29 protein-coding genes and 1 pseudogene are annotated in these 25,651 nt (G+C 53.8%); 13 read left to right on the top strand and 17 right to left on the bottom strand.

The window, feature by feature from the left end; all coding sequences use genetic code 11:
* Nucleotides 1-2: 2 nt before the first annotated feature.
* The 4 genes from ACIPDS_RS16105 (at nt 3) to ACIPDS_RS16120 (ending at nt 5,228) form a co-directional block, all read left to right on the top strand.
* Nucleotides 3-1,070 carry a Gfo/Idh/MocA family protein gene (locus tag ACIPDS_RS16105; protein ID WP_400737837.1) on the top strand — a complete coding sequence of 356 codons (1,068 nt, stop codon included), beginning with the start codon at nt 3-5 and terminating at the stop codon, nt 1,068-1,070.
* A gap of 12 nt (nt 1,071-1,082) precedes the next feature.
* Nucleotides 1,083-2,105, top strand: a complete 1,023-nt coding sequence (locus ACIPDS_RS16110; RefSeq protein ID WP_400737839.1) for a Gfo/Idh/MocA family protein — start codon at nt 1,083-1,085, stop codon at nt 2,103-2,105.
* A 90-nt stretch (nt 2,106-2,195) separates the two neighbouring features.
* On the top strand, nt 2,196-3,740 hold the full coding sequence (locus ACIPDS_RS16115; protein ID WP_400737842.1) for an MFS transporter: 1,545 nt from the start codon (nt 2,196-2,198) through the stop codon (nt 3,738-3,740).
* Between the two features lie 144 nt (nt 3,741-3,884).
* The gene (locus ACIPDS_RS16120) at nt 3,885-5,228 is read left to right on the top strand and encodes a hemolysin family protein (protein WP_400737845.1); all 1,344 of its coding nucleotides are present in this window, start codon (nt 3,885-3,887) and stop codon (nt 5,226-5,228) included.
* Nucleotides 5,229-5,305: 77 nt separating this feature from the next.
* On the opposite strand, the gene ACIPDS_RS16125 is transcribed toward ACIPDS_RS16120, so the two are convergent.
* A complete protein-coding gene (locus ACIPDS_RS16125; protein ID WP_062776091.1) occupies nt 5,306-5,512 on the bottom strand; it encodes a DUF1107 domain-containing protein in 207 nt (68 codons plus the stop codon).
* Between the two features lie 322 nt (nt 5,513-5,834).
* On the opposite strand from ACIPDS_RS16125, the gene ACIPDS_RS16130 reads away from it, so the two are divergent.
* Nucleotides 5,835-6,389, top strand: a complete 555-nt coding sequence (locus ACIPDS_RS16130; protein WP_400737848.1) for a YtfJ family protein — start codon at nt 5,835-5,837, stop codon at nt 6,387-6,389.
* On the opposite strand, the gene cysQ is transcribed toward ACIPDS_RS16130, so the two are convergent.
* On the bottom strand, nt 6,386-7,132 hold the full coding sequence (gene cysQ, locus ACIPDS_RS16135; RefSeq protein WP_166516627.1) for a 3'(2'),5'-bisphosphate nucleotidase CysQ: 747 nt from the start codon (nt 7,130-7,132) through the stop codon (nt 6,386-6,388). The genes ACIPDS_RS16130 and cysQ overlap by 4 nt on opposite strands.
* Before the next feature lie 211 nt (nt 7,133-7,343).
* On the opposite strand from cysQ, the gene cpdB reads away from it, so the two are divergent.
* Entirely contained in the window at nt 7,344-9,287 is a 1,944-nt protein-coding gene (gene cpdB / locus ACIPDS_RS16140; protein ID WP_400737852.1) for a 2',3'-cyclic-nucleotide 2'-phosphodiesterase, read from the top strand.
* A gap of 123 nt (nt 9,288-9,410) precedes the next feature.
* Here cpdB and ACIPDS_RS16145 read toward each other — a convergent pair whose 3' ends face one another.
* Nucleotides 9,411-9,797 (bottom strand): winged helix-turn-helix transcriptional regulator, encoded by a 387-nt coding sequence (locus ACIPDS_RS16145; protein WP_400737856.1) that lies wholly within the window; start codon nt 9,795-9,797, stop codon nt 9,411-9,413.
* Nucleotides 9,798-9,881: 84 nt separating this feature from the next.
* Here ACIPDS_RS16145 and ACIPDS_RS16150 point away from each other — a divergent pair, with 84 nt between their 5' ends.
* The 4 genes and pseudogenes from ACIPDS_RS16150 to ACIPDS_RS16165 form a co-directional block, all read left to right on the top strand.
* Nucleotides 9,882-10,730 carry an SDR family oxidoreductase gene (locus tag ACIPDS_RS16150; protein ID WP_400737859.1) on the top strand — a complete coding sequence of 283 codons (849 nt, stop codon included), beginning with the start codon at nt 9,882-9,884 and terminating at the stop codon, nt 10,728-10,730.
* Nucleotides 10,731-10,811: 81 nt separating this feature from the next.
* Nucleotides 10,812-11,636, top strand: a complete 825-nt coding sequence (locus ACIPDS_RS16155; protein WP_400737862.1) for an AraC family ligand binding domain-containing protein — start codon at nt 10,812-10,814, stop codon at nt 11,634-11,636.
* A gap of 75 nt (nt 11,637-11,711) precedes the next feature.
* Entirely contained in the window at nt 11,712-12,668 is a 957-nt protein-coding gene (locus tag ACIPDS_RS16160) for a DMT family transporter (protein ID WP_400738275.1), read from the top strand.
* 66 nt (nt 12,669-12,734) lie between these two features.
* Nucleotides 12,735-12,812 (top strand): annotated as a pseudogene (locus ACIPDS_RS16165) (hypothetical protein); the annotation flags it as partial.
* Nucleotides 12,813-12,851: 39 nt separating this feature from the next.
* Here the strand turns inward: ACIPDS_RS16165 and ACIPDS_RS16170 are convergent.
* A complete protein-coding gene (locus ACIPDS_RS16170; protein WP_400738278.1) occupies nt 12,852-14,501 on the bottom strand; it encodes a methyl-accepting chemotaxis protein in 1,650 nt (549 codons plus the stop codon).
* A 231-nt stretch (nt 14,502-14,732) separates the two neighbouring features.
* Here ACIPDS_RS16170 and ytfE point away from each other — a divergent pair, with 231 nt between their 5' ends.
* Nucleotides 14,733-15,395: an iron-sulfur cluster repair protein YtfE gene (ytfE, locus tag ACIPDS_RS16175; RefSeq protein ID WP_400737865.1), complete on the top strand. Its 663-nt coding sequence runs from the start codon at nt 14,733-14,735 to the stop codon at nt 15,393-15,395.
* A gap of 35 nt (nt 15,396-15,430) precedes the next feature.
* Here ytfE and nudI read toward each other — a convergent pair whose 3' ends face one another.
* The 3 genes from nudI to fklB all read right to left on the bottom strand — a co-directional run bounded on the left by nudI (nt 15,431) and on the right by fklB (nt 18,393).
* On the bottom strand, nt 15,431-15,856 hold the full coding sequence (nudI, locus tag ACIPDS_RS16180; RefSeq protein ID WP_400737868.1) for a nucleoside triphosphatase NudI: 426 nt from the start codon (nt 15,854-15,856) through the stop codon (nt 15,431-15,433).
* Nucleotides 15,857-16,064: 208 nt separating this feature from the next.
* Nucleotides 16,065-17,471, bottom strand: a complete 1,407-nt coding sequence (gene cycA, locus ACIPDS_RS16185; protein WP_166516620.1) for a D-serine/D-alanine/glycine transporter — start codon at nt 17,469-17,471, stop codon at nt 16,065-16,067.
* A gap of 301 nt (nt 17,472-17,772) precedes the next feature.
* The gene (gene fklB / locus ACIPDS_RS16190; protein ID WP_400737871.1) at nt 17,773-18,393 is read right to left on the bottom strand and encodes an FKBP-type peptidyl-prolyl cis-trans isomerase; all 621 of its coding nucleotides are present in this window, start codon (nt 18,391-18,393) and stop codon (nt 17,773-17,775) included.
* A gap of 200 nt (nt 18,394-18,593) precedes the next feature.
* Between fklB and ACIPDS_RS16195 the strand changes: the two genes are divergently transcribed.
* Complete coding sequence (locus tag ACIPDS_RS16195; protein WP_400737874.1) at nt 18,594-19,229, top strand: LysM-like peptidoglycan-binding domain-containing protein; 636 nt, start codon at nt 18,594-18,596, stop codon at nt 19,227-19,229.
* 135 nt (nt 19,230-19,364) lie between these two features.
* Here the strand turns inward: ACIPDS_RS16195 and ACIPDS_RS16200 are convergent, their stop codons facing one another.
* The 5 genes from ACIPDS_RS16200 to rpsF all read right to left on the bottom strand — a co-directional run bounded on the left by ACIPDS_RS16200 (nt 19,365) and on the right by rpsF (nt 21,878).
* Nucleotides 19,365-20,294 (bottom strand): DMT family transporter, encoded by a 930-nt coding sequence (locus tag ACIPDS_RS16200; RefSeq protein WP_400737877.1) that lies wholly within the window; start codon nt 20,292-20,294, stop codon nt 19,365-19,367.
* Nucleotides 20,295-20,440: 146 nt separating this feature from the next.
* Entirely contained in the window at nt 20,441-20,890 is a 450-nt protein-coding gene (gene rplI, locus ACIPDS_RS16205) for a 50S ribosomal protein L9 (protein WP_166516616.1), read from the bottom strand.
* A gap of 39 nt (nt 20,891-20,929) precedes the next feature.
* Entirely contained in the window at nt 20,930-21,157 is a 228-nt protein-coding gene (gene rpsR / locus ACIPDS_RS16210; protein ID WP_002210155.1) for a 30S ribosomal protein S18, read from the bottom strand.
* 4 nt (nt 21,158-21,161) lie between these two features.
* The gene (gene priB / locus ACIPDS_RS16215) at nt 21,162-21,476 is read right to left on the bottom strand and encodes a primosomal replication protein N (protein WP_166516615.1); all 315 of its coding nucleotides are present in this window, start codon (nt 21,474-21,476) and stop codon (nt 21,162-21,164) included.
* Between the two features lie 6 nt (nt 21,477-21,482).
* Nucleotides 21,483-21,878, bottom strand: a complete 396-nt coding sequence (gene rpsF, locus ACIPDS_RS16220; RefSeq protein WP_096758559.1) for a 30S ribosomal protein S6 — start codon at nt 21,876-21,878, stop codon at nt 21,483-21,485.
* Nucleotides 21,879-22,218: 340 nt separating this feature from the next.
* Between rpsF and ACIPDS_RS16225 the strand changes: the two genes are divergently transcribed.
* Nucleotides 22,219-22,494 carry a DUF1471 domain-containing protein gene (locus ACIPDS_RS16225; protein ID WP_166516614.1) on the top strand — a complete coding sequence of 92 codons (276 nt, stop codon included), beginning with the start codon at nt 22,219-22,221 and terminating at the stop codon, nt 22,492-22,494.
* A gap of 152 nt (nt 22,495-22,646) precedes the next feature.
* Here the strand turns inward: ACIPDS_RS16225 and ACIPDS_RS16230 are convergent, their stop codons facing one another.
* Genes ACIPDS_RS16230 through ulaB form a run of 5 tightly spaced genes read right to left on the bottom strand, consistent with a single transcriptional unit; the run spans nt 22,647 to nt 25,640 of the window.
* On the bottom strand, nt 22,647-23,330 hold the full coding sequence (locus ACIPDS_RS16230; RefSeq protein ID WP_400737885.1) for an L-ribulose-5-phosphate 4-epimerase: 684 nt from the start codon (nt 23,328-23,330) through the stop codon (nt 22,647-22,649).
* Nucleotides 23,330-24,184 carry an L-ribulose-5-phosphate 3-epimerase UlaE gene (gene ulaE / locus ACIPDS_RS16235; RefSeq protein ID WP_400737888.1) on the bottom strand — a complete coding sequence of 285 codons (855 nt, stop codon included), beginning with the start codon at nt 24,182-24,184 and terminating at the stop codon, nt 23,330-23,332. The genes ACIPDS_RS16230 and ulaE overlap by 1 nt, the downstream gene beginning before the upstream one ends.
* A gap of 9 nt (nt 24,185-24,193) precedes the next feature.
* A complete protein-coding gene (gene ulaD, locus ACIPDS_RS16240; RefSeq protein WP_166516611.1) occupies nt 24,194-24,844 on the bottom strand; it encodes a 3-keto-L-gulonate-6-phosphate decarboxylase UlaD in 651 nt (216 codons plus the stop codon).
* 13 nt (nt 24,845-24,857) lie between these two features.
* Nucleotides 24,858-25,325 carry a PTS ascorbate transporter subunit IIA gene (gene ulaC, locus ACIPDS_RS16245; RefSeq protein ID WP_400737892.1) on the bottom strand — a complete coding sequence of 156 codons (468 nt, stop codon included), beginning with the start codon at nt 25,323-25,325 and terminating at the stop codon, nt 24,858-24,860.
* 9 nt (nt 25,326-25,334) lie between these two features.
* Nucleotides 25,335-25,640 (bottom strand): PTS ascorbate transporter subunit IIB, encoded by a 306-nt coding sequence (gene ulaB, locus ACIPDS_RS16250; RefSeq protein WP_166516609.1) that lies wholly within the window; start codon nt 25,638-25,640, stop codon nt 25,335-25,337.
* Nucleotides 25,641-25,651 lie beyond the last annotated feature (11 nt).

Consider the following 25,651-nt stretch of genomic DNA (forward strand, 5'->3'; position numbering starts at 1 on the left):
ACATGAGCATCAAAGACGGTATGAACTACGCCCCGGTGGGCAAACCACAGCCGGTTGTTGGCGCAGGTGAATTTGTCATTGCCGCCGCAGCATTAGATCACGGCCATATTTATGGCATGTGCAACGGCCTGATTGAAGCCGGTGCCACGCTGAAATGGGTTTATGATCCTGACCCGGCGAAAGTCGATAAATTCGTCCAGCAGTACCCGCAGGTACAGATTGCCCCAACGCTTGAAACCATCTTAAACGACAGTAGCGTGCATCTGGTCGCCGGTGCCGCAATCCCCTCTGAGCGCTGCGCCCTGGGGCTTAAAGTCATGGACGCGGGCAAAGACTATTTCACCGACAAAGCACCGTTAACCACTCTGGCACAGCTCGACGCGGCTAAGCAGAAAGTGGCGCAAACCGGACGCAAATATGCGGTCTACTACAGTGAACGTCTGCACGTGGAAAGCGCGGTGTTTGCCGGTCAACTGGTGCAACAGGGCGCGATTGGTCGCGTGATGCAGACGCTGGGCGTCGGCCCGCACCGCGAAGGCGAAGGCCGCCCGGATTGGTTCTACGAGAAGGAATTTTTCGGCGGCATCCTGTGCGATATCGGCAGCCATCAGATTGAACAGTTCCTGTTTTACACCGGCAACAGCGATGCTCGCGTGGTGGCAAGCCAGGTGCGTAACGTCAACCACCCCGAGTATCCGCAGTTTGAAGACTTTGGCGATGCAATGCTGGCCGGGGAAAACGGCGCAACCGGCTACTTCCGCTGCGACTGGTTCACGCCTGATGGCTTGTCCAGTTGGGGCGACGGTCGTCTGACGCTCTTAGGCACCGACGGCTATATCGAAATCCGCAAATACGTCGATATCACGCGCGGCGAGCAGGACGTGGTTTATCTGGTCAACAAAGAGGGCGAATTCCGCTATCCCGTTGCCGGACAGGTCGGTTTCCCGTATTTCGGCCAGTTGATTCTGGACTGCCTGAATCGCACCGAAAATGCGATGACCCAGGAACATACCTTTAAAGCCGCCGAGCTGTGCGTGAAAGCACAAATGCTGGCGAACGCCGTGGCGTAACGGGAGGCGGTGATGAAAACACGTCATGTGGCGATTATCGGCGGCGGCGCTATCCACACCTGTCATGTGGAAGCACTGCGCCACCTTCCGAATGTGGCCCTGCGCGCCCTTGTCGATATTGATGGCGATAAGGGAAGCCGGTTGGCAGCAACTTACGGCTGCCAGTTTTACCAGGATTACCGCGAGATGCTGCTCGATGACACCATTGACGTGGTACACATCTGCACGCCGCACTACCTGCATAAGCCGATGATCCTGGCAGCGCTCGCTGCGGGCAAACAGGTGTTCTGTGAAAAACCGATGGTGATGAACCCGCAGGAGGTGGCGGAGATTCAGACCGCAGCCGATGCTGCCGGGCGTCATGTTGGGATCTGTTATCAAAACCGCCTCAACCCGACCAGCCTGGCTATCCAGCGCTGTATTGAGGCGGGGTCGCTTGGCAGCATGCGCGCGATTAAAGCCGTGCTCACCTGGTCACGTGGGGGCAGCTATTACAGCGCCAGTCCGTGGCGCGGCAGTTTCATCACTGAAGGTGGCAGCCTGCTGATTAATCAGGCTATCCATACGCTGGATCTCATGCAGTGGTTTGGCGAAGGCGTCAGCCGCTTAAAAGGGGTGGTAGATAGCACTTTGCTGGAAGATGAGATTGAGACTGAAGATAGCGCCATGGCGACAATGAGCTTTAACAACGGCGCTCGCGGATTATTTTATGCCAGCAACTGTTATGCCAGCGATTCACCGCTGCTGCTGGAGCTGGAGTTTGAGCACGGAACGCTGCGCCTTTCGGACAACGCGCTGTGGCAAATTTGTGGCGATGAGCACACAAAACTGGCCAGCGACGCGTCACCGGATGGGGTCGGCAAAAGCTACTGGGGTATCGGCCATCAACAGGCGATTCACCATTTTTATCAAGGACTCGACAATAATAATTCCGAAAATTATTGCGGAATTCATGAGGCGGCAAAATCATTACGGATAGTTAATGCTATTTACCAATCGTCACTATTGAGGAAATGGGTGAATATAATAGAGTGATCGTCATCCACTATTTCCTGCTGTCAATAATATAAGGTGCAGAGGTAACTCTGCACTGAAACACCCTACCAGTACAGGAATAATAATATTATGGTAAAACCAACCGAACGCCGCGTTGGCTATGGTATCGCTATAGGCTACGGCGTAACCGATCTTTTCGGCGGCGGCGCCTTTGCCGTTATAGGAACATGGCTTTTATTTTTTTACACCACCTATTGTGGTTTAACCGTATTAGAAGCCGGGTCAATATTTGCTATCGCTCGTATTATTGATGCGATATTAAGTCCGGTTATGGGCTATATCACCGATAACTTCGGTAATACCTGGCTTGGGCGTAAATTTGGCCGCCGCCGTTTCTTCTTGTTGATAAGCTCACCGCTGATGTTCCTCTACGCGCTGGTGTGGATTACCGACATGAATTACTGGTATTACCTGGGAACCTATCTGTCGATTGAGCTGCTCTCCGCCATGGTGCTGGTGCCGTGGGAAACGCTGGCCGCAGAGATGACTAACCGTTTTAGTGAGCGTACACGGTTGTCCGGGGTGCGGATGATGTGCTCGTCGCTCGGTGGTTTTCTGGCGGTCTCCGTGCCGGGAATCATTATGCAATTTACCGGCAAAGATAACTCGTTTACTTATACCCTCACCGGTCTGGTTTTTGCAGTGATTTATTGCATCGCGGTATTTACCACCTGGGCCTGTACATGGGAAGCCAAAGATGTTCGCGAGGAATACGAATTCCAACCTGAGAATCAGCGCAGTAGCGGTCTTTTAAATCATTTAAAATATCTGGTTCTCGATCTTATCTCTTCATTCAAGATAAAAATATTTCGTCAGCATATTCTGATTTATATCTGCTCATTCACCGCTATGGATGTGTTTGGTTCAGTATTTGCCTATTACGTGGTGTACGCATTACATCATGATACTGATATGGTTTCCGGGTTATTAAGCATTGCCGCCTTTGTTTCTATTCCCGGCACCTTCGGTTTTATGATACTGATGAATAAGTTTAATCTCACGCCATCGGGCGCATTAAGGCTCTCTTATGGCAGTATTTTTGTGGTGCTGGCGTTCCTGTTTATCGCCTATATCGGCAACCTACAGGTGCCAACGCTGCTGTTCTCCGCGGTCTTTGTCCTGTTAGGGTTAGCCAAAGCCGGGCTGTACTATATTCCCTGGAACATCTACAGCTTTATCCCGGACGTCGATGAGATTGTCACCCGCCAACGTCGCGAAGGCATTTTTGCCGGTGTGATGGTCTTAACGCGCAAAAGCACCGTGGCGCTTGCGATCATGCTGATTGGCATCGTGCTCGAGGAAAGCGGCTTTGTGAAAGGCGGCGGTACGCAGCCTGCCAGCGCCCTGCACGCCATTATTGGCCTGATGGTATTTGCCACTGCCGCGCTGCTGGCGGTGAGCTTCTATATTACTTACCGCTTCAAGCTCACGCAGAAAACCCACAGTCTGTTGGTTAAGGAAGTGGCGCGCCGTAAGCTTGGTGGCAATTCGGAAGACTGCGACCAGGAGACTCGCGAGGTGATTCTGGCGCTGACCGGCTACCCATACGATAAGGTTTGGGATGCGGCTCCAGCAGGCAAAGTGAAGGAGAGGCCGCTGGCGACAAACGGTTAACCTCTGGCAGCTTTACAGTCCCTTACGCTATACTACCTTCTGAAAATGCCGGCCCCTCTTCTTCGGGCCGGTTTTCAATGTGTATTTCACACAGATTTATCAACTTCCCCTTCCGAGGATCTGGCCAGACGGGCCGGATAAGATATGTTAAACAGTATACTCATCATACTTTGCCTGATCGCAGTAAGTGCGTTCTTCTCAATCTCTGAGATTTCACTTGCCGCATCGCGCAAAATTAAACTGAAACTGCTTGCCGATGAAGGCAACGTCAACGCCCAACGTGTTCTAAAAATGCAGGAAAACCCCGGGATGTTCTTTACCGTGGTGCAGATTGGCCTGAATGCCGTCGCCATTCTCGGCGGTATCGTCGGCGACGCCGCTTTTTCTCCCGCATTCCACTCCTTGTTCTCTCAATATTTGTCTGCCGAACTCTCCGAACAGCTGAGCTTTATCCTCTCCTTCTCGCTGGTCACCGGTCTGTTTATTTTGTTTGCAGATTTAACCCCGAAACGCATCGGTATGGTTGCGCCTGAAGTTGTGGCACTGCGCATCATCAACCCGATGCGCTTCTGCTTGTTTATCTTCCGCCCGCTGGTCTGGTTCTTTAACGGCATGGCTAATATCATTTTCCGCATCTTCAAACTGCCAATGGTGCGCAAAGACGATCTGACCTCTGATGATATTTATGCGGTCTTCGAAGCCGGTGCCCTGGCGGGTGTACTGCGTAAGCAGGAACATGAGCTGATTGAAAACGTGTTTGAGCTGGAATCCCGTACCGTGCCGTCGTCCATGACGCCGCGTGAGAATGTGATCTGGTTCGATCTGCACGAAGATGAGCAGAGCCTGAAAAACAAAGTCGCCGAGCATCCACACTCTAAATTCCTGGTGTGTAATGAAGATATCGACCACATCATCGGCTACGTTGACTCAAAAGACCTGCTGAACCGCGTGCTGGCCAATCAGAGCATGGCGCTCAATAGCGGCGTGCAGATCCGCAATACGCTCATCGTGCCGGACACCCTCACGTTGTCTGAAGCGCTGGAAAGCTTCAAAGCCGCCGGTGAAGACTTCGCCATCATCATGAACGAATACGCGTTAGTGGTGGGGATTATCACCCTTAACGACGTGATGACCACGCTGATGGGCGATCTGGTGGGCCAGGGTCTGGAAGAACAAATTGTCGCCCGTGATGAAAACTCATGGCTGATTGATGGCGGCACACCGATTGATGACGTGATGCGCGTGCTGGACATCGATGATTTCCCGCAGTCGGATAACTATGAAACCATCGGTGGTTTTATGATGTTTATGCTGCGCAAAATCCCGAAACGCACCGACTCGGTGAAGTTCTCCGGCTACAAGTTTGAGGTGGTGGATATTGATAACTACCGCATCGATCAGCTGCTGGTGACGCGCATCGATAACAAGCCAACGGTGCTGGTACCGAAGCAGGCCGACATGATGGACAGCGAGCAAAATAACGCGTAAGCGATTTTAGTCAGCCCAGAAACATCAACGGCTCCCATTGGGAGCCGTTTTCAATTCTACCGCATTAAGCTTGCAGGTTACGCCATCTCAGTTTGCAGACGTAACACCTGGCGGTTCACTTCAGACATCACAGAAAGGTGCTGCTTGTCTTTAATTTTAGGGAGAACAATTTTCCCTTTATCAAATTCAAAAGCGCCAACGTCCTTGATATACAACCGTCCACGGAACAGGGTCTTCACATACTTTGCTACCTGAAACGGGTTGTAGCGTTGGAAAATTTTCATTCTAATCTCCTGCGAGTACTACGCCCTAGTTGATCCACATTTGGCTCAACGCTCCGGGGCGCAAAGTTAAATACTCGTTAACTATAGTCCATAAAATCTAAGGGCCTCCATCATAGGGGGCCTTATTTACCAATTTATTACAATATTTCAGAACTTTCTTTTCAGCCATACGACGAAGACAGTATAAGTCTTCGTTTTTATACGATTGTGTGCGTTCCTCCACAAACTGGCACCGTCTTTGCGGGAAAAGTCCATAAATCGCACTTATGATTAAAACTATCGACCAAGTGGTCGGATCACCTGCATAAAAAAAGGAAAAACCATGACTCTACGTACGTTTCTCACGGTTTCATGCCTGTTAATGCCGTTAATGGCATCCGCACACAACTTCACAAAGGGGCAACGTGTTGCGCCCGTCGGGGTAGCGGATCGGGGTGAATTGATTCTCGACAATGATAAGTTTAGCTACAAAAACTGGAATAGCGCGATGCTGCCTGGAAAAGTGCGGGTGGTACAACATATTGCCGGGCGCTCATCGGCAAAAGAGAAAAATGCCGGGATCATAGAGGCCATCAAGTCCGCCAGACTGCCTCATGATAGCTACCAGACCACCACGATTGTTAACACCGATGATGCCATTCCTGGCTCAGCGATGTTTGTGCGCAGCAGCCTTGAAAGCAATAAGAAGCTCTATCCGTGGTCGCAGTTTGTGGTCGACAGCAATGGCGTGGTGCGAAAAGCCTGGCAGCTTGATGAAGAGAGCTCCGCGATTGTGGTGCTGGATAAAGACGGCAAAATACAGTGGGCAAAAGACGGCGCGCTGACAGCCGCAGAGGTGCAGCAGGTAATGGCCCTGCTGCATAAGCTGGTGAATTAAAAAATAGAGACGCGGAAGCCGGGGTTTAAGAACGATTCACGCGGGGTGTAATCCAGCGTTTTGCCCTGCCAGTCGTTCACGTGCGCCCCGGCGGCGGCGGCGACCGCGTGCCCCGCTGCGGTATCCCAGATATTGGTTGGCCCAAAGCGTGGATAGAGCTGCGCGTCCCCTTCCGCCACCAGACAGAACTTCAGCGACGATCCGATGGATGCCGTCTGGTGCTCGCCCAGCTGCTGCAAGTACTCTTTGAGCTCATCGTCGTTGGCATAATGGGAACGACTCACCACCACCTTCGGCGGGTTTGCATCACGTACCTGAATAGGACGACTCACACCACCCTCTTCCTTCCACGCTTTGCCATTGGCCGCGCTGTACATCACGTCCAGCACCGGGGCATAGACCACGCCCAGCACCGCTTTACCGTCTTCAATCAGAGCGATGTTAACGGTGAATTCGCCGTTACGTTTGATGAACTCTTTAGTGCCGTCCAGCGGGTCAACCAACCAGTAGCGCTGCCAGTGCTGGCGCACATCCCAGCCGGGAGGGTCTTCTTCCGACAAAATCGGCACGTCCGGCGTCATCGCCTTCAGGCCGTTCACAATCACATGGTGGGCCGCAATATCGGCCGCAGTGACCGGCGAATCATCTTTCTTGCTGGTCACGTCTAACGGCTGTTTGCCCTCGTACACCTGCATGATGGCATCGCCCGCGTCACGCGCAAGCTGAGTGACTTGTTCTAACATTCTCCACCTCGTTGAGATTACAGTGGCGTTAACTTATTGTTTTATTTATATCGCATCGCCGTTAATTCCGCTATTCCCATCATCGCCCCGAATAACTGTGAACCGCTACCGATTTCCCGTCATGATTTTCTGGCATGATTCACACCTTCGTAAGTAACAGAAAACAAATACATTTAAATCTGTGTCTTAGATCTAAAAAAGGATGCCTCTGATGATCAAGTTTAGCGCAACGCTGCTGGCTACGCTGATTGCGGCCAGCGTAAATGCGGCAACGGTGGATCTCCGCATAATGGAAACCACCGATCTGCATAGCAATATGATGGATTTTGATTACTACAAAGATACCGCGACCGAGAAGTTTGGTCTGGTGCGCACGGCAAGCCTGATTAATGCAGCACGCGACGAGGTGAAGAACAGCGTGCTGGTCGATAACGGCGATGTGATTCAGGGGAGTCCTCTTGGCGACTATATGGCGGCGAAAGGCCTGAAGCAGGGTGACATTCATCCGGTCTACAAGGCGATGAACCTGCTTGATTATGCGGTAGGTAACCTCGGTAACCACGAATTCAACTACGGGCTGGACTACCTGCACAAGGCGCTGGCAGGGGCGAAATTCCCGTACGTTAACGCCAATATCATCGACGTTAAGACTAAAAAGCCGCTATTTACCCCGTATCTGATTAAAGATACCGACGTGGTCGATAAAGACGGCAAAAAGCATACGCTGAAAATCGGCTATATCGGCTTTGTGCCGCCGCAGATTATGACGTGGGATAAAGCCAATCTGAGCGGTAAAGTGACGGTCAACGACATCACCGAAACGGCACGTAAATACGTGCCGGAGATGCGCGCCAACGGCGCAGACGTGGTTGTCGTGATTGCTCACTCCGGTCTCTCCGCCGATCCTTATCAGGCGATGGCCGAGAACTCGGTCTACTACTTAAGCCAGGTGCCGGGCGTTGATGCCATTATGTTTGGTCACGCTCACGCGGTGTTCCCGGGTAAAGATTTTGCCAGTATTAAAGGCGCAGATATCGACAAAGGCACGTTGAACGGCATTCCCGCCGTGATGCCGGGGATGTGGGGCGATCATTTAGGCGTCGTCGATCTGGTGCTAAATGATGATAGCGGCAAATGGCAGGTCACGGCAGCCCAGGCACAGGCGCGACCAATTTATGATACCGCCGCGAAAAAATCGCTGGCGGCAGAAGACGCTAAGCTGGTTGCGGCGCTCAAGACCGACCACGACGCCACCCGCGAATTCGTCAGCAAGCCTATTGGCAAATCCTCCGACAACATGTACAGCTACCTGTCATTGGTACAGGACGACCCGACCGTGCAGGTGGTCAACATGGCGCAGAAAGCCTACGTTGAACACTACATTCAGGGCGACCCGGATCTGGCAAAACTGCCGGTACTTTCGGCCGCCGCACCGTTTAAAGTCGGCGGACGTAAGAACGACCCGGCAAGCTACGTCGAAGTGGAAAAAGGCCAGCTCACCTTCCGTAACGCCGCCGACCTTTATCTCTATCCGAACACTCTGGTGGTGGTGAAAGCCAGCGGTAAAGAGGTGAAAGAGTGGCTGGAGTGCTCAGCCGGCCAGTTTAACCAGATCGATCCGCACAGCACTAAACCGCAGGGGCTGATTAACTGGGACGGCTTCCGCACCTATAACTTCGACGTTATCGATGGCGTGAATTATCAGGTGGATATTACTCAGCCCGCCCGCTACGACGGCGAATGCCAGAGCGTTAACCCGCAAGCCGAGCGCATTAAAAATCTGACGTTTAACGGTAAGCCTATCGATCCGAACGCCACTTTCCTCGTTGCCACCAATAACTATCGCGCCTACGGCGGCAAGTTCGCGGGCACCGGTGACAGCCATATCGCCTTCGCCTCGCCGGATGAAAACCGCTCGGTGCTCGCGGCATGGATAAGCGCCGAGTCGAAGAAGGCCGGTGAGATTCATCCAGCAGCCGACAACAACTGGCGTCTGGCGCCGATTCACAGCGACACGAAGCTGGATATTCGCTTTGAAACCTCGCCGTCAGAAAAAGCGGCGGCGTTTATTAAAGAGAAAGCCCAGTATCCGATGAAGCAGGTCGCTACGGATGAGATTGGTTTTGCGATTTATCAGGTGGATTTGAGCAAGTAATTTTCGCGTGGTTCCCGGCGTCGCTTCGCTCGGCCGGGCTACAGATTGGTGTAGGCCGGATAAGGCGAAGCCGCCATCCGGCAATTTAAGCGATCGGGCCTGATAGCGGCCCGGTCGAGGCGTTTACGCCGACGCCGGGGTTTTCTGCGCCATCACGTCCGGCAAATTCACCTCAATCCAATCCGCTAGCGCCGCCACCTTTTCACTCACCGCCTCCCCCATCGGAGTGAGGCTATACTCAACGTGCGGCGGTACCACTGGGTAAGAGATGCGGTTGATAAAACCATCTTGCTCCAGCGCCTGTAGCGACTGGGCGAGCATTTTTTCACTCACCCCGCCCATCTTTCGGCGTAGATCGCTAAACCGGTGCGTGCCTTCGCGCAGCGCCACCAGAATCAGCACGCCCCAACGGCTGGTCACATGTTTCAGGACATCGCGCGAGGGGCAGCTTTCGGCAAACAAATTGCCGTTACGTAGCTTTTGCGTCAGCGTTGGGGTCATTTCTTTCATACTTACCTTTTTGTACGTACTTACTAAAAGTTAGTTAAGGTGTTAGCTTACCACAACATCATACGAACACGAAGGAGAACACCCATGATTGCGATTACCGGAGCTACCGGCCAACTTGGTCAACTTGTTATTGAAAACCTGCTTAACACCACGGCGGCGAATCAGCTGGCGGCGATTGTTCGTAACCCGGCAAAAGCGCAGGCGCTGAGCCAAAAAGGCGTGGCGGTTCGTCAGGCCGATTACGGTGATGAAGCCGCGCTAACTGCGGCATTACAGGGCGTCGATAAACTGCTGATTATCTCCTCAAGCGAGGTGGGGCAGCGTGCGCCGCAGCACCGTAATATCATCAATGCCGCCAAAGCCGCTGGCGTGAAATTTATTGCCTACACCAGTCTCTTGCATGCGGATAAATCTCCGCTGGGCCTGGCAGATGAGCACATCACAACCGAGAAAATGCTGGCCGATTCCGGTATTCCCTACGCGTTGCTGCGTAACGGCTGGTATACCGAAAACTATCTGGCGAGCGTACCTCCAGCGCTGGAGCACGGCGTGTTTATTGGCGCAGCGGGCGAGGGGAAAATTGCCTCAGCAACGCGTGCGGATTATGCCGCCGCTGCGGCGCGCGTGATAAGCGAAGACGGTCATGCCGGGAAAGTCTATGAACTGGCGGGCGACAATGGCTGGACGCTGTCCAAGCTGGCCGCTGAACTGACGAAGCAGAGCGGTAAAAACGTGGTGTATCAGAACATGAGTCAGGCCGATTTTGCCGCCGCGCTGAAGAGCGTTGGCCTGCCAGAAGGCCTGGCCGATATGCTGGCTGACTCCGACGTTGGCGCTTCAAAAGGCGGTCTGTTTGACGACAGCCATACGCTCAGCACGCTAATCGGCCGTCCAACTACATCGCTTGCCGACAGTGTGAAAGGCATCCTGTAAGCGTTAAAAATCGGTTAAATAGGCTAGCGCCCCTGCGGGTCATCTCTGATAATACAAAGATGGCCCCGGGGGAAATATCACGTGCAAGGCGTACCAGAACAGTTCATCGATGAGAAAGATAGCGCGCGCTTTCGCCATCTGGCGCAGGTGCCGGGCGTTGAGCTGTATCACGCGCATATTTCGCGTTATGCCTTTGAACCTCATACTCACGAAGCGTTTGGTATTGGCGTCATTGAAGCCGGTGCCGAGCGCTTTCGCTATCGCGGCACTCAGCATATCGCCCCCGTGCATTCTGTGGTGACGATGAACCCGGATGAGCTGCATACCGGTGAAGCGGAAACCGCTGACGGCTGGCGCTACCGAATGATTTATCTGCAACCCGACCTGCTTGAAGAGGTCACGGGTATCCGTCATTGGTGGTTTGCCGATGCGACTCGCCATGATCCGCAGCGTTCACAGCTGATTGGTCGGCAAATCCATTCGCTGTGGCACACCGACGATCCACTGGCACAGAAAGGTCTGCTGCTGGATATGATCAACACCTTTTCGCCGCTGGCCCGCCATGCGCCGGTGTTAGTCGAGGGTAAACATCGCTTTACCCGCGTGCGCGAATACCTGTACGACAACTATATGCACCCCATTACGCTTGATGAGCTGGCGAACGTCGCCGCACTCAGCCCATGGCATTTTCAGCGTCAGTTCAAAGCCCACTTCCACGTCACACCGCACCAGATGCTGATGGCCGTTCGACTGTGGCGCGCCAAAGAATTCCTCACTCACGGTATGCCCGCAGCCGAGGTCGCTGCCGCCGCTGGCCTGACCGATCAATCTCATCTCACCCGCGCCTTTACCCAGCGCTACGGCATTACGCCAGTGCGCTATCAAAAACAGGTCGCTCGTCGCTAATCAGCAATCTCATACAATACTGAACGCTTTTCCCTTCCTACACTTGGCGCATGATAAATAGATTTGGATTTTATGATGATTAGCGGAGTGCTGTACGCCCTGTTGGCGGGATTAATGTGGGGACTGATTTTTGTTGGCCCGCTTATCGTGCCGGAATACCCGGCGGTGTTGCAGTCGATGGGGCGCTATCTGGCGTTGGGGCTGATTGCGCTACCGCTGGCATGGCTGGGGCGTGGACGTTTACGGCAGCTTACGCGCCAGGATTGGTGGACGGCGTTGGCGCTGACGATGGTCGGGAACGTGATTTATTACCTGTGCCTTGCCAGCGCCATTCAGCGTACCGGCGCGCCGGTTTCGACAATGATTATCGCCACCCTGCCGGTGGTAATCCCTGTTTTCGCTAACCTGCTTTACAGCCAGCGCGACGGCAAACTCTCATGGCGTCGGCTGATGCCTGCACTGGTGCTGATTGGTATCGGTCTAATGTGTGTGAACGTCGCCGAATTGCGTCAGGGGCAGCCCGATTTTAGCGGCTGGCGCTACGGTTCAGGGATCGCGCTGGCCTCAGTCTCAGTCGTGTGCTGGGCGTGGTATGCGCTGCGCAACGCCCGCTGGTTACGGGAGAACCCGCAAAAACCGCCGCTCATGTGGGCGACCGCGCAGGCGCTGGTGACACTCCCCGTCTCCATCGTCGGATACGCCGCGGCCTGCTGGTGGCTGGATATACAAACGCCTGATTTCGCCCTGCCTTTTGGCCCGCGTCCGGCGGTCTTTATCGGGTTAATGGTGGCCATTGCCGTACTGTGTTCATGGGTGGGGGCGCTGTGCTGGAACGTGGCAAGCCAACGGTTGCCGACGGTGGTGTTAGGGCCGTTGATTGTCTTCGAAACCCTGGCGGGGTTGCTGTACACCTTCTTATTACGCCAGCAAATGCCGCCTGTGTTGACGCTTTGCGGGATTACGCTGCTGGTGGTAGGGGTAGTGATTGCGGTGCGCTCAAAACCGCAGAAACCGGCGGTGGTGCCGGTATGAGGCAACGTGCCAGTATTGCCTGATGGCGCTTCGCTTATCAGGCCTACGAGGCCAGCGCGAAGAAAGTTGCCTGATGGCGCTTCGCTTATCAGGCCTACCGGCTGGTGTAGGCCGGATAAGGCGTTTACGCCGCCATCCGGCAAGCAAAGACCGGCGAGAATGCCGGTCTTTGCAGCACAACGCTTAGAAGGTTTCCCAGTTCGCCTCATTTTGCGGCGCGGCTTTCGCCGCTGGCACATGGGCCTTTCTCACCGGCGCTTTTTGCATCCGCTGCTGGCGCGTAATTTTAAACACCGCCACCGTTTCGTTCAGTCGTGCAGCCTGCTCTTCCAGCGCGGCGGCGGCCGTTGCCGACTCTTCCACCAGCGAGGCGTTCTGCTGGGTTACGCGATCCATCTCGGCGACAGCCTGGCCGACCTGATCGATCCCACGGCTTTGTTCGTCGGAGGCGGAGGCAATTTCACCCATAATGTCGCTCACGCGCGTAACCGCATTGACGATTTCCGCCATCGTAGCACCGGCTTCGTGTACCAGTGCCGAGCCCGCGTTAACGCGGTTGCCGGAATCATCAATCAGCCCTTTGATCTCTTTCGCCGCCTGCGCGCTCCGCTGTGCCAGAGTGCGAACTTCTCCAGCAACGACCGCAAATCCACGCCCCTGCTCACCGGCACGTGCCGCTTCCACCGCCGCGTTCAGCGCCAGAATATTGGTCTGGAAGGCAATACCATCAATGACGTTGGTGATCTGCGCAATCTTGCTGGAACTGGCGGCGATTTCGTCCATCGTACGTACAACGCCGTCCACCACATTGCCGCCCTTCTGCGCCGTCTGCGACGCGTTATGCGCCAGCTGAGTTGCCTGGCGGGCGTTGTCAGCATTCTGCTTAACGGTGGCGGTCAGCTGCTCCATGCTGGCGGCCGTTTCTTCAAGCGACGCCGCCTGTTGCTCGGTACGCGATGACAGATCGCTACTGCCCGCCGATATTTCACCCGCCCCGGTGTAAATAGTATCTGCGCCCTCACGCACCACGCCGACGGTTTTCGCCAGCGACTGCTGCATTTCATTGACGTTGCGCGCCAGCAGCGCCATTTCGTTGCTACCTTCGGTATTAATGTCGTTGGTCAGGTCGCCTTCAGCGATATGGCGGATATGCGCCATCACCAAATGCAGCGGCTTGAGCAGTACGCGCTGCATCGCCACCCAGCTCACAACAATCACCGCGACCACCATCAGCATGATCGCCGCCAGCGTCCACAGTATCCGAGTGTAGTCGCTGTTATTTTGCTGGATACCCGCACTGGTCAACGTCGCCTGCGCCGCACGCCATTGCTGATAAACCGCCTGCATCGCCTGCTGTTTCTGTTCAGCGTTCTGCTTGAACATCTCATCCAGCTTGCCTTCCGCGAGCAGTTCGTTCATGCGCGCGAGCGTGGCAGAGTAAATACCGTACTGCTTTTCAAGACTGTCTGACAGATTCCCATCGAGCCCCGGCGTTTCTGGCAGCGCGTAATATTTGTCGTAGTGACGTTTGGCATCCACCAGCAGATTGTTTGCGGTATCCACCAGCGTTTTCAATTCACCGCCGTTGATACTGCTCGCCATCGTGCCTTGCAGACGCAGCATGCCACGGTTGAGCGTAACGCGCGCCTGGTTGAGACTTATCCACGCGTCGGTGAACTCCGCGACGTTCTGGCTTGAGAGCTGTGAAACGTTGAAGTTTTGCTTATCGTTGTTGAGCGCACGTACGAATACGCCCGCCGAGATAAGCTGCATCGCGCCCAACGCGAGCAGCACGATAATCAGTACGGTGATGACTTTTATTCTTTTGAACATCATTTGCCTTTCTAGTGCAGGTGATCTGGAGTCTCACTATCGGCAGTATGGCGGGGTTATTTAATCGATTCAGGTCGTACCAGACCCATTCTTAATAAGATTCAGCATCTTAAACATAAATAAATTTTTGTGACAGCCATCACTTTTTCTCCACTCCCTCTAAAGGGGTATATCTTTATTTAAAGATGCATTTAAAATACACCTTATATTATTGATGACGAGGTAACTGTTATGGCCTTTCGCGACCAACCCTTAGGCGAGCTTGCGCTCTCCATTTCACGCGCATCCGCGCTGTTCCGTAAATACGATATGGATTACTGCTGCGGCGGTAAGCAGACGCTTGCTCGCGCGGCGGCAAGGAAAGAACTGGACGTCGAAGTCATTGAAGCAGAGCTGGCAAAATTAGCGGAACAACCGGTTGAGAAAGACTGGCGTGTCGCCCCGCTGCCGGAAATCATCGATCACATTGTGGTGCGTTATCATGACCGTCACCGCGAGCAGCTGCCGGAGCTGATTTTACAGGCTACCAAGGTTGAGCGCGTTCACGCCGACAAACCCAACGTACCGAAAGGTCTGGCTAAATACCTGACCATGCTGCACCAGGAACTCTCCAGCCACATGATGAAAGAAGAACAGATTCTGTTCCCAATGATCAAACAAGGCATGGGCAGTCAGGCGATGGGCCCAATCAGCGTAATGGAAAGCGAGCACGATGAAGCGGGTGAACTGCTGGAAGTGATTAAGCACACCACGCAGAACGTTACCATCCCGCCGGAAGCCTGCACCACGTGGAAGGCGATGTACAACGGCATTAACGAGATGATCGATGACCTGATGGAACATATCAGCCTCGAAAATAACGTTCTGTTCCCGCGCGCACTGGCCGGGGAATAAGTTGGTCAGCCGCCTCCTGATGGGGGCGGTTTTGTTTACAGCAGTCCTTTCTGGCGGAACGTTTCCTGCGTCGCCACGTTTAAGTCCATATCCGCTAGCGCTTCGGGTTTCACCCAGGCAATTTCCTGAAACTCTTCATTGAAAGTGACATCACGGTTGGCGCTTACGCAGTCAAAGATGAGATAAATCATGTAGATTTGCTCGGTGGTGCCATCGGCGTAGGTTTTCACCCGCACGTCATCGCGAAAGGCCCACGGCTTCACCTCAGAAATAACCAGCGCCTCGCCAAGTTCTTCACGGATCTCTCGTCTGAGCGCTTCTTCCATCGTTTCGCCCGGCTCCATGCCGCCGCCGGATAGCGCCCATTGATTAGGGAAAACACCACGATCGGCTGCCATTTTGCATAACAGGTATTCGCCCTCATTTTGAATTACCGGGCAAACAATTGTTCTCTGACGCATTTTATCTCCATAGGCTTTTCGTTTGTGGCGGGGAAAGTAGCACGTTAAGAAAGGGAGGACGTCGAGGTGGGGCGCAAAAACGAAGAAAGCGCCACGATGGGCGCTTTGAGGTTTGAGACTGGTACTGCCGGGTGGCGCTGCGCTTACCCGGCCTACAACGATCGCGCTCGTAGGCCCGATAAGCAAAGCGCCATCGGGCAATCGTACCTTACTTAGCCCGCTGATTCTTACGCAGGAACATCCAACCCAGCCCCAGCACGATGAACCAAATTGGCGTCACCATCAGCGCTTCACGGGTATCGGCTTCCAGCGTCAGCAGCACCAGTACGAAGGCGAAGAACGCCATACATACCCAGCACATCACTTTGCCCAACGGCATTTTGTATTTGGAAGATTCATGCAGGTGTGGACGCTGCTTACGGTAAACCAGGTAAGAACACAGGATAATCGTCCAGACGAACATAAACAGAATCGCTGAGACGGTGGTGATCATGGTGAATGCCGCAATCACGCTTGGGTTGACCATCAGCATCACCACGCCGCCCAGCAGGCAGATACAGGAGAAGGTCAAGCCTTTCGCCGGTACCGCGCGTTTGGAGAGCTTAGCGAACAGGCCAGGCGCGACGCCATCTTGTGCCAGGCCAAACAGCATACGGCTGGTTGAGAACACGCCGCTGTTAGCGGATGAGGTGGCAGACGTCAGCACCACAAAGTTGATGATGCTTGCCGCCGCAGGCAGGCCGACCAGCATAAACAGTTCAACAAACGGGCTCTTATCCGGTACCACTGAGCTCCACGGGGTCACGGACATAATCACGATCAGCGCGAACACGTAGAACATGATGATGCGGATAGGAATAGAGTTAATTGCGCGCGGCAGCGATTTCTCAGGGTCTTTGGTTTCAGCGGCGGTGGTTCCCACCAGCTCAATCCCCACAAACGCGAATACCGCAATCTGGAAGCCCGCAAAGAAACCGCTAATGCCTTTCGGGAACCAGCCGCCGTCGTTCCACAGGTGTGCAAACGAGGCCTCAACGCCGGTTGGCGAGGTAAAGTGCGTCAGCACCATCACCAGGCCGACAATAATCAGCGCGACGATGGCGACGATTTTGATCATCGCAAACCAGAACTCCATCTCACCGAACATCTTCACGGTGGCAAGGTTCAGGCTCAGCAGCAGGACAACTACCGCCAGCGAGGCCACCCAGTCGGAGAGTCCGGGGAACCAGAATTGCGCGTAGGCGGTTATCGCCACCACATCGGCCATCCCGGTGACAACCCAGCAGAACCAGTACGTCCAGCCGGTAAAATAGCCCGCCCACGGGCCAAGCAGGTCAGCTGCAAAATCACTGAACGACTTATATTCGAGGTTAGAGAGCAGCAGTTCGCCCATCGCACGCATCACGAAGAAAAGCATAAAGCCGATGATCATATACACGAAGATGATCGACGGCCCCGCGAGGCTGATTGTTTTCCCGGAGCCCATAAACAGACCTGTCCCGATGGCGCCGCCGATCGCGATTAGCTGAATATGCCGGTTAGTTAGGTTTCGCCGTAGCGATTGTTCGGTCGGCTCTTGCCCATCGGCAGCAGCGACCTTGATCTGATCAACCATGTGATTTCTTCCTGTTGTTTCTGTCTGTGTTGTGCAGGCTCTACTGGCCCTTTATGTCGTCATGCAAGACTATCCCATCTATAGGATGTCTCGATATTAGGTAAGAATCGGAGGGATGAATACTATGATTTAAATATAATGTTAATTTTATGTTTAAAGTGAGTGTTATATCACCTCACCTATGGGAAACAGCTCACAAAAATACACGCAACAACGGTATTTGCAAGATTAAATCCCAGGATATATCAAACTTCAGGAGTTTGTATCCTCTCCCCCTGCGGAGAGAGGATAAACGCGAGGGTTACAGGATTTCCAGTAACTCGACCTCAAAGACCAGCGTGCTGAACGGAGGGATAGATGCACCCGCGCCGCGTTCGCCGTAGGCCAGTTCGTGAGGGATAGTCAGTTCCCATTTAGAGCCAACTGGCATCAGGGTCAGCGCTTCAATCCAGCCTGGGATCACGCCATTAACCGGGAATTCAGCCGGTTCGCCACGTGCAACGGAGCTGTCGAAGACGGTGCCATCAATCAGTTTACCGGTGTAGTGTACGCGAACGTGGTCGGTACGCGCTGGGATTGCGCCTTCGCCCTGGGTCAGAACGCGGAACTGCAGACCGGTTTCGGTGCTGTTCACGCCTTCTTTCTCACGGTTTTCTTCCAGGTATTTCACGCCATCTTCTGCCATTGAGGCAAAACGCTCGCGACGAACGGCATCAGCACGTTCGTGAATTTCACGCAGTGCACGGTGAACAACGTCTACCGGCACAGCAGGCTGTTTGCCTTCCAGCGCATCGGCAATACCGGCAACCAGTGCTTCCGGCAGTAAACCCTGCAAACCGGACTCGCTCAGCTGCTGTCCTACCTGCAGGCCAATACCGTAGCTTGCCTGTGCTTCAATGGTGTCAAAAGTCGGGGTGGCCATCGTCTTTCCTTTCTTCGGGTATAAAGTAGCGGGCAGCATAGCAGTCACGCCGCATAGGGTAAAACTTTGTGTCAGGAAAGATGACAAATTACCGGGAAAAAGAAACAATAAATATTACCTATGGGATATGATGAAAGAGTGCTTTACCACGTTCATCAGGCAGTTAGTTGATAGCGAAGACACGGAGCAGGAGGAAAGCCATGCCCGGGAGATTTGAAGTAAAACCTTTGCTGACGAAAATCTGGCACGCGCCGGATAATCTCCGCATCCTGGATCCGTTGCCGCTTGCCCACCGTCGCGGGGTGATTATCGCCGCAGTGGTGGTAATTATCGGCTTTTTGCTGCCATCTGCAGATGACAGTCCGCCTGCGCCCGTGAGCCGTAATGCGCAGCTAGACTTCCAGTCGCAGTCTACACCGCAGCCTGACGCTCAGCCGTTACACGCGCAGCTGGTCACGCCGTCAAATGACCCGGATCAGGTCGCACCGGTAGAACCTGAACCTGTGCAGGAAGAGCAGCCAACGGAACAGGCCGCGCCGTCACGCACTCAGCCGTATCAGGAGAGCGCCGACAGCAATCAATGGCGGACCTATCAGGTCGAGGCCGGCAAGACGATGGCGCAGCTGTTCCGCGACAATAATCTGCCGCCAACCGATGTGTACGCGATGGCGCAGGTTGAAGGAGCGGGTAAACCGCTTAGCACCCTGAAAAAGGGTCAACAGGTGCAGATTCGTAAAAACGCGAACGGCGTGGTGACGGGATTAACCATTGAGTCTGATAACGGACAGGTGCTGTTTACCCGTCAGGCAGACGGCAGCTTTATTCGCGCTCGTTAATCGTGCTGATTGCCGGGTTGCGGCTCCGCTTTACCCGGCCTACGTTTTGGTAGGCCTGATAAGCGCAGCGCCATCAGGAATCAAGTGGTAGCCCGGCTTCGCTGCGCGACGCCGGGATTACCCGACAACCTCAAACTATCTTTTTACTTTATTCACCCACCAAATCCCCGAACACACCAGCAGCAACGCCAGCGCATATTTCCATTCGAGAATATCCTCTCCGAGGAAAATCGCCGACAGCACCGAACCCGAGACCGGGATCAGGAAGTTAAACGGCGCGATCATGCCCATGCGATTGTATTTGAGCAGAATGCTCCACAAGGCGAAAGCCACCGAAGAAAGTAGCGTCAGGTAGCCCAGAATCGCCACCGATGAGATGCCGTGGAAGGTAAGCTCTCCGCCGCTAAGATAGCCGCCCACCACCAGCGCCAGGCCACCCAGCCCCAGCTGATAGCCGGTCATCACCGTTGGGTCGACCGTCTGAGAGATCCGTTTTCCATACAGCGAGGCTGCCGACAAAATAAAGGCCGCCAGCACGACCGAACCATCCCCCAGCAGGCTAAAGCTGAAGTCCAGCAGGCCGCTGTTGAAGTTCACCACCATCACGCCCGCAAAGCCCAAAATACAGCCCAACGTTTTGTTATAGCTGAGCTTGTCGTTTTGATAGATAAAGTGCGCCAGCAGTACGCTAAAGAATGTGCCGGTCGCATTCATGATCGAGCCTTTAACCCCGGTCGTGAAGGCGAGGCCAATGTAGAAGAAAATATATTGCAGTGAGGTTTGCGTCAGACCCAATAGCGTCAGCTGCCCGAATTGGCGCGGACTAAGTCGCGCAATCGGTTTTCGTGTCGCCATCGCCAGCAGTAACAACAGTAATCCTGCAAACAGGAAGCGATAGCCAGCAAAGACAATTTTGGTCGGGATATCGTCAGCAGCAATCTGGAAGATTTCATATCCGCTTTTGATAGCCGGATAGGCGCTTCCCCAGAGCAAGCAGCAGAAAGCGGCGCTGAGGTAAACGATGTTCTTACGAGAAAATAAGGGAGGCTGGCTGAGAGTATCCATTCTTCCACCATAAATTAAAATAATGTTTTATTTTTATGATTATCGCGAAAAGGATGAAAGATAGCCAGTTGAAAAGCGCGGGGGCCAGAAAGCAAAACGCCGGCACAAGGCCGGCGGTTTGTTGTTATCAAAACGTGGGTTGCTGATTAAGCAGCAACAACGTTGATAATAACTTTAGCGAATACTTCGCTGTGAACCTGGAAGTTCACTTCGTGCTCGCCAACAGTACGCAGAACGCCGTTCGGCAGACGAACTTCGCTCTTAGCAACATTAACGCCAGCAGCAGTAACTGCATCAGCGATGTCGCGAGTACCGATGGAACCGAACAGTTTACCTTCGTCGCCAGCTTTAGACGCGATGGTTACTGATTCCAGTGCTACGATCTGTGCAGCACGAGCTTCTGCAGCGCCCAGAACGTCAGCCAGTTTGGCTTCCAGTTCTGCACGACGTGCTTCGAAGAATTCAACGTTTTTCTTGGTAGCAGGAACAGCTTTGCCCTGTGGTACCAGGAAGTTACGAGCGTAGCCCGCTTTAACGTTAACTTGATCACCCAGGGTGCCCAGGTTTGCTACTTTATCAAGCAGAATAACTTGCATTACCTTATCCTCTTAAAGTCGTTAATAGACGGCGGCCGATTACTGATGACGATCGGTATACGGCAGCAGGGACAGGTAGCGAGCGCGCTTGATGCAGCGAGCCAGCTGACGCTGGTATTTTGCACGAGTACCGGTAATACGGCTCGGGACAATTTTACCGCTTTCGGTAATGTAGTTTTTCAACGTTGCGATGTCTTTGTAATCGATCTCAACAACGCCTTCCGCGGTGAAACGGCAGAACTTGCGACGACGGAAATAACGTGCCATTTGGCTAGTCTCCAGAATCTATCAATTCAATCTGCTCGGCATGCAGAACCATTTTGCTCAGGCCATTCTTTGCTTTGTGGCAACAGATAAAACCCTGAACGGTTATGCAACTGCCGACCGTTATACTGTGAGTAATGGCTTGGTTCTCGTGTCCGCTAATAATAACGGGCATTTGACACCATGCCTGCCGGTGGAAACCGGCTTCCTCCTGCACAGAACGATGCTCAAGCACGAACTGGCAATGAGGAATTCCTGATGGGCTGACCTTGCGAAGCGGCGTCCTGCACACAGTGCCGGATAACACCAGACGGTTGGTCATCAGAAATTACTCTTCAGAATCCCCAGCTTCAGCATCATCTGCGGTTTCATTTGCGAAATCGTCACGACGTTCACGACGCTCGTCTTTCGCTTTAACCATTGGAGATGCTTCGGTAACAGCGTGCTTAGTACGCATAACCATGCTGCGGATAACGGCATCGTTGAAGCGGAAGTTTGTTTCCAGCTCATCGATCACTTCCTGCGGAGCTTCAACGTTCAGCAGAACGTAGTGTGCTTTGTGCAGTTTGTTGATCGGGTAAGCCAGCTGACGGCGGCCCCAGTCTTCCAGACGGTGGATCGTGCCTTCTGCTGCAGTGATTGCACCAGTGTAGCGTTCGATCATACCCGGAACCTGTTCGCTCTGGTCAGGATGGACCATAAAAACGATTTCGTAATGACGCATCGAATTGCTCCTTACGGATTATTCAGCCTCCTGTCTGGGTCAGCCGAGGCCCATGGAGGCAAGGAACGTGTTAAAGGTCGGCTGAAAAATGACGCGTAATAGTACTTGCCGCACCCGGGAAACACAAGCTGATTGCGCAAAATATTCGCACAAAGCGCAAAGTGAGCCTAAGTCGGTGATTTAAAATTAAACAGCCCGGAAAGCGGTAATTTTTTGAACAACAGCATCAGAAAAGGTCTCTGTGGAGATGCTGTAGAAGGATTACAATTAACTCAGAAGTCACACACACCACCAGAGGAGAGCCCCGCGTAACGTCAGGACTGTCAGTAAGGAGTCAGGTATGAAAAACATCATCATTGCCGTAATTGCTGCGTTACTGGTTAGCACCAGCGCACAGGCTGCCATTAAGATTGATGGCCGTCAGGCACGTAACATGGACGATGTGCAGAGCCTGGGAGTTATCTATATCAATCATAATATCGCCACTGAGCAAGAGGCCGACATGGCGCTCAGTCAGGAGAGCGATGCACAGGGTGCCAGATACTATCGGCCTATCCTGATGCATGAGCCGGGAAGCGATGGGTTAATCCACGCCAGCGCAGCTATTTATCGCTGATACCCGACCTTCGCCCCCGCCCGGGGGCGAAGCATAAAAAACCCCGAAACCAGACCAGTAACATCCCGTGGGAGTACAAATTTCGGGGGGTAATGCTTTTGTCGTTAGCCAGGGAGAAATCCCGGCGGCGCTGCGCTTGGCCGGGCTACTCACTACTGACCGTAATAGGCATTTGGGCCATGCTTGCGCATGAAATGCTTATTCATCAGGTAATCATCAATGTGGTTGAGCGCCGGGTTAATCGCGCGCGCAATCCACGCCATTCTCGCCACTTCTTCCATGACCACCGCGTTATGCACCGCGTCGTGGGCATCTTTTCCCCACGCGAATGGGCCGTGCTGATAGACCACGATGCCCGGCGTATGCAGCGGCTCTACTTCGCCTAAAGTTTCGATGATCACTTTGCCGGTGTTCAGCTCATACTCGCCCTGCACTTCTTCTGCTGTTAACGCCCGAGTGCAGGGAATGTCGCCAAAGAAGTAGTCCGCATGAGTAGTGCCCAACGCGGGGATAGCCAGCCCTGCCTGCGCCCACGCGGTGGCATGTGTGGAGTGGGTATGCACCACGCCACCAAGCGAGGGATAGCGCTGGTACAACGCCAGATGGGTCGCGGTATCAGAGGAAGGACGATAACCGCCTTCCACCACCTTCCCTGACATATCGACCACCACCATGTCGTCAACGCCCATGCTTTCATAAGCGACACCGCTAGGCTTAATCACCACCAGCCCGCTCGCGCGGTCGATAGCGCTGACGTTGCCCCAGGTAAAAGTGACGAGGCCATAGTGCGGCAACGCCATATTAGCTTCAAATACCTGCTGTTTAAGCTTTTGCATTATGCCGCCTCCACCAGACCCGCACGGGCCATTCGCGCCTTCACCCAATCACGCGCTTTTGCCACTTCCTGCGCCGGGTCATCGGAGGTTTCACTCCACATTTCAATCAAATACGGCCCACAGTAACCGCTCGTTTTGAGCGTTTCAAAGCAGCGTTCAAAATCAACCACACCTTCGCCAAACGGCACGTTTTTAAAGACGCCGGGTTTGGTGTCTTTTACGTGTACGGCGACGATATGGCCGATTCCTGCCTGGAGCTCCATCTGCACATCGTTATCCCAGGCGGACAGATTGCCGATATCCGGGTAGAGCTGGAACCACGGGTTATTCAGATAGTGAGCGTAGCCCAGCGCTTTGCTGATGGAGTTCATTAACGGATAGTCCATGATCTCCATTGCTAGCGTCACCTGCGCGCGGCTGGCCATTTCGACGCTCTCTTTCAGCCCGTCGCGGAAACGACGCCGCGTTTCGTTGTTGGCTTCCTGATAATAAACGTCATAACCCGCCAACTGGATAACGCGAATGCCGATGTCCTGCGCAAACTGAATGGCCTTGCGCATAATCTCAAGCCCCTGCGCTCGTACCGCGTCGTCTTCACTGCCCAGCGGAAAACGACGGTGAGCGGAGAGGCACATGGACGGTACGCGTACGCCGGTTTCGGCAATCGCGTTGACCAGCGCCAGGCGCTGTTCGCGACTCCAGTCGAGGCGTGACAGCCGCGCATCGGTTTCATCCACCGACATTTCGACAAAATCAAAACCCAGCGTTTTCGCAAGCTTCAGCCGCGCCATCCAGCACTCCCCGGCGGGGAGCGCTTTTTCATAGATGCCGAGCGGAATTTGTTTCGACAGCATAATGGCTCCTTAGCCCCAAAGCTGGGCAATAGAGCGTTTAAACTGACGCGCGGCTTCCACCGGTGACGCGGCATCGCGAATACTGCGACCAGCGATAAAGACGTGAATCGGGATGCCTTTAAATAACGGCAGATCTTCGAGCGCCAGCCCGCCGGTTACGGTCACTTTAAAGCCCATATCCGCCAGACGTTTGATGGCGCTGATATCCGCCTCGCCCCAGGCAACACCCGCCGCCTGCGCGTCGCGGCTGCGGTGATACACCACCTGCTGGATGCCCGCGTCACGCCACTCCTGCGCCTGTTCCCAGGTCCAGAAACCGGTCAGTTCTATCTGAACGTCGCCGTTAAACTCTTTCGCCACGTCCAGCGCGCCTTTGGTGGTGTTGATATCCGCACAGCAGATCACAGTCACCCAGTCAGCATTAGCTTCAAAGCACATGCGGGAGAGAATTTTACCGGCATCGGCAATTTTGGCGTCCGCCAGGACAATTTTATGCGGATAAAGCGCCTTCAGGTCACGAACCGCGCGAACGCCTTCGGCCACGCAAAGGATGGTGCCGACTTCAATAATGTCCACTTCATCGGCAATCAGACGAGTGGTTTCATACGCGGAAGACATTGACTGGTTATCCAGCGCGACCTGCAACATAGGTAATGACATTTTGCTATTCCTTTTAAACAGCCGCCGCATTGGCGTTATCAATTAAATCGAGCACTTCCTGCGCGGTACGGCAGGCGCGTAAACGGTCGAAGTTGGCTTCATCATCGAATAGGTTAACGATTTGCATGATGCCCACTTCCTGATGGGTATTGGCGTCGACCGCCGCCATCGTTATCAGGATGTCCACCGGGTCGTTATCTTCGTGGTTAAAGACCAGCGGCGTTTTCAGCGTCACCAGCGCAAAACCGGTTTTCTTGACGCCCTCCTCCGGGCGCCCGTGCGGCATCGCCAGGCCCGGCGCAATCACGAAGTAAGGGCCATGTTCGGCAACGCCGTCGAGGATGGCCTGGTAATAGCGCGGCTCAACCACATCAGCCTTCACCAGCAGGTCAACGCCCAGCTTCACCGCTTCTTGCCAGGTGGCGGCCTCGGCTTGTAACAGGATGGCGTCGTTTTCCGCCAGCGAATCACGTAATTTCATGGTGCGTCCTCACTTCACGTCATTCGGGAAATGTTCTTTGATCACTTCCAGCAACTTTGGACCAAAGTCCGCCGGAGACAGCATATTGCGCACACCTACGACGTATTTATTGCCGGATACGGTAATTTCACCGGCGATATGGGTCGAGGCGATGATAATGTCCGCTCCGCTCAATTCGCTCTTGTATTCCCCTACCGCGCAGCTGTTCACCGTATGGTCAATATTTGACTGCGTCAGGAACTGATCCACCTTCATTTTCATGATCATGGAACTGCCTTGCCCGTTACCACATACAGCTAAGATACGTACGGTCATAGTCAAAACTC

The organism is Kluyvera sp. NPDC087067, from assembly GCF_044745165.1.
GTDB lineage: Bacteria > Pseudomonadota > Gammaproteobacteria > Enterobacterales > Enterobacteriaceae > Kluyvera.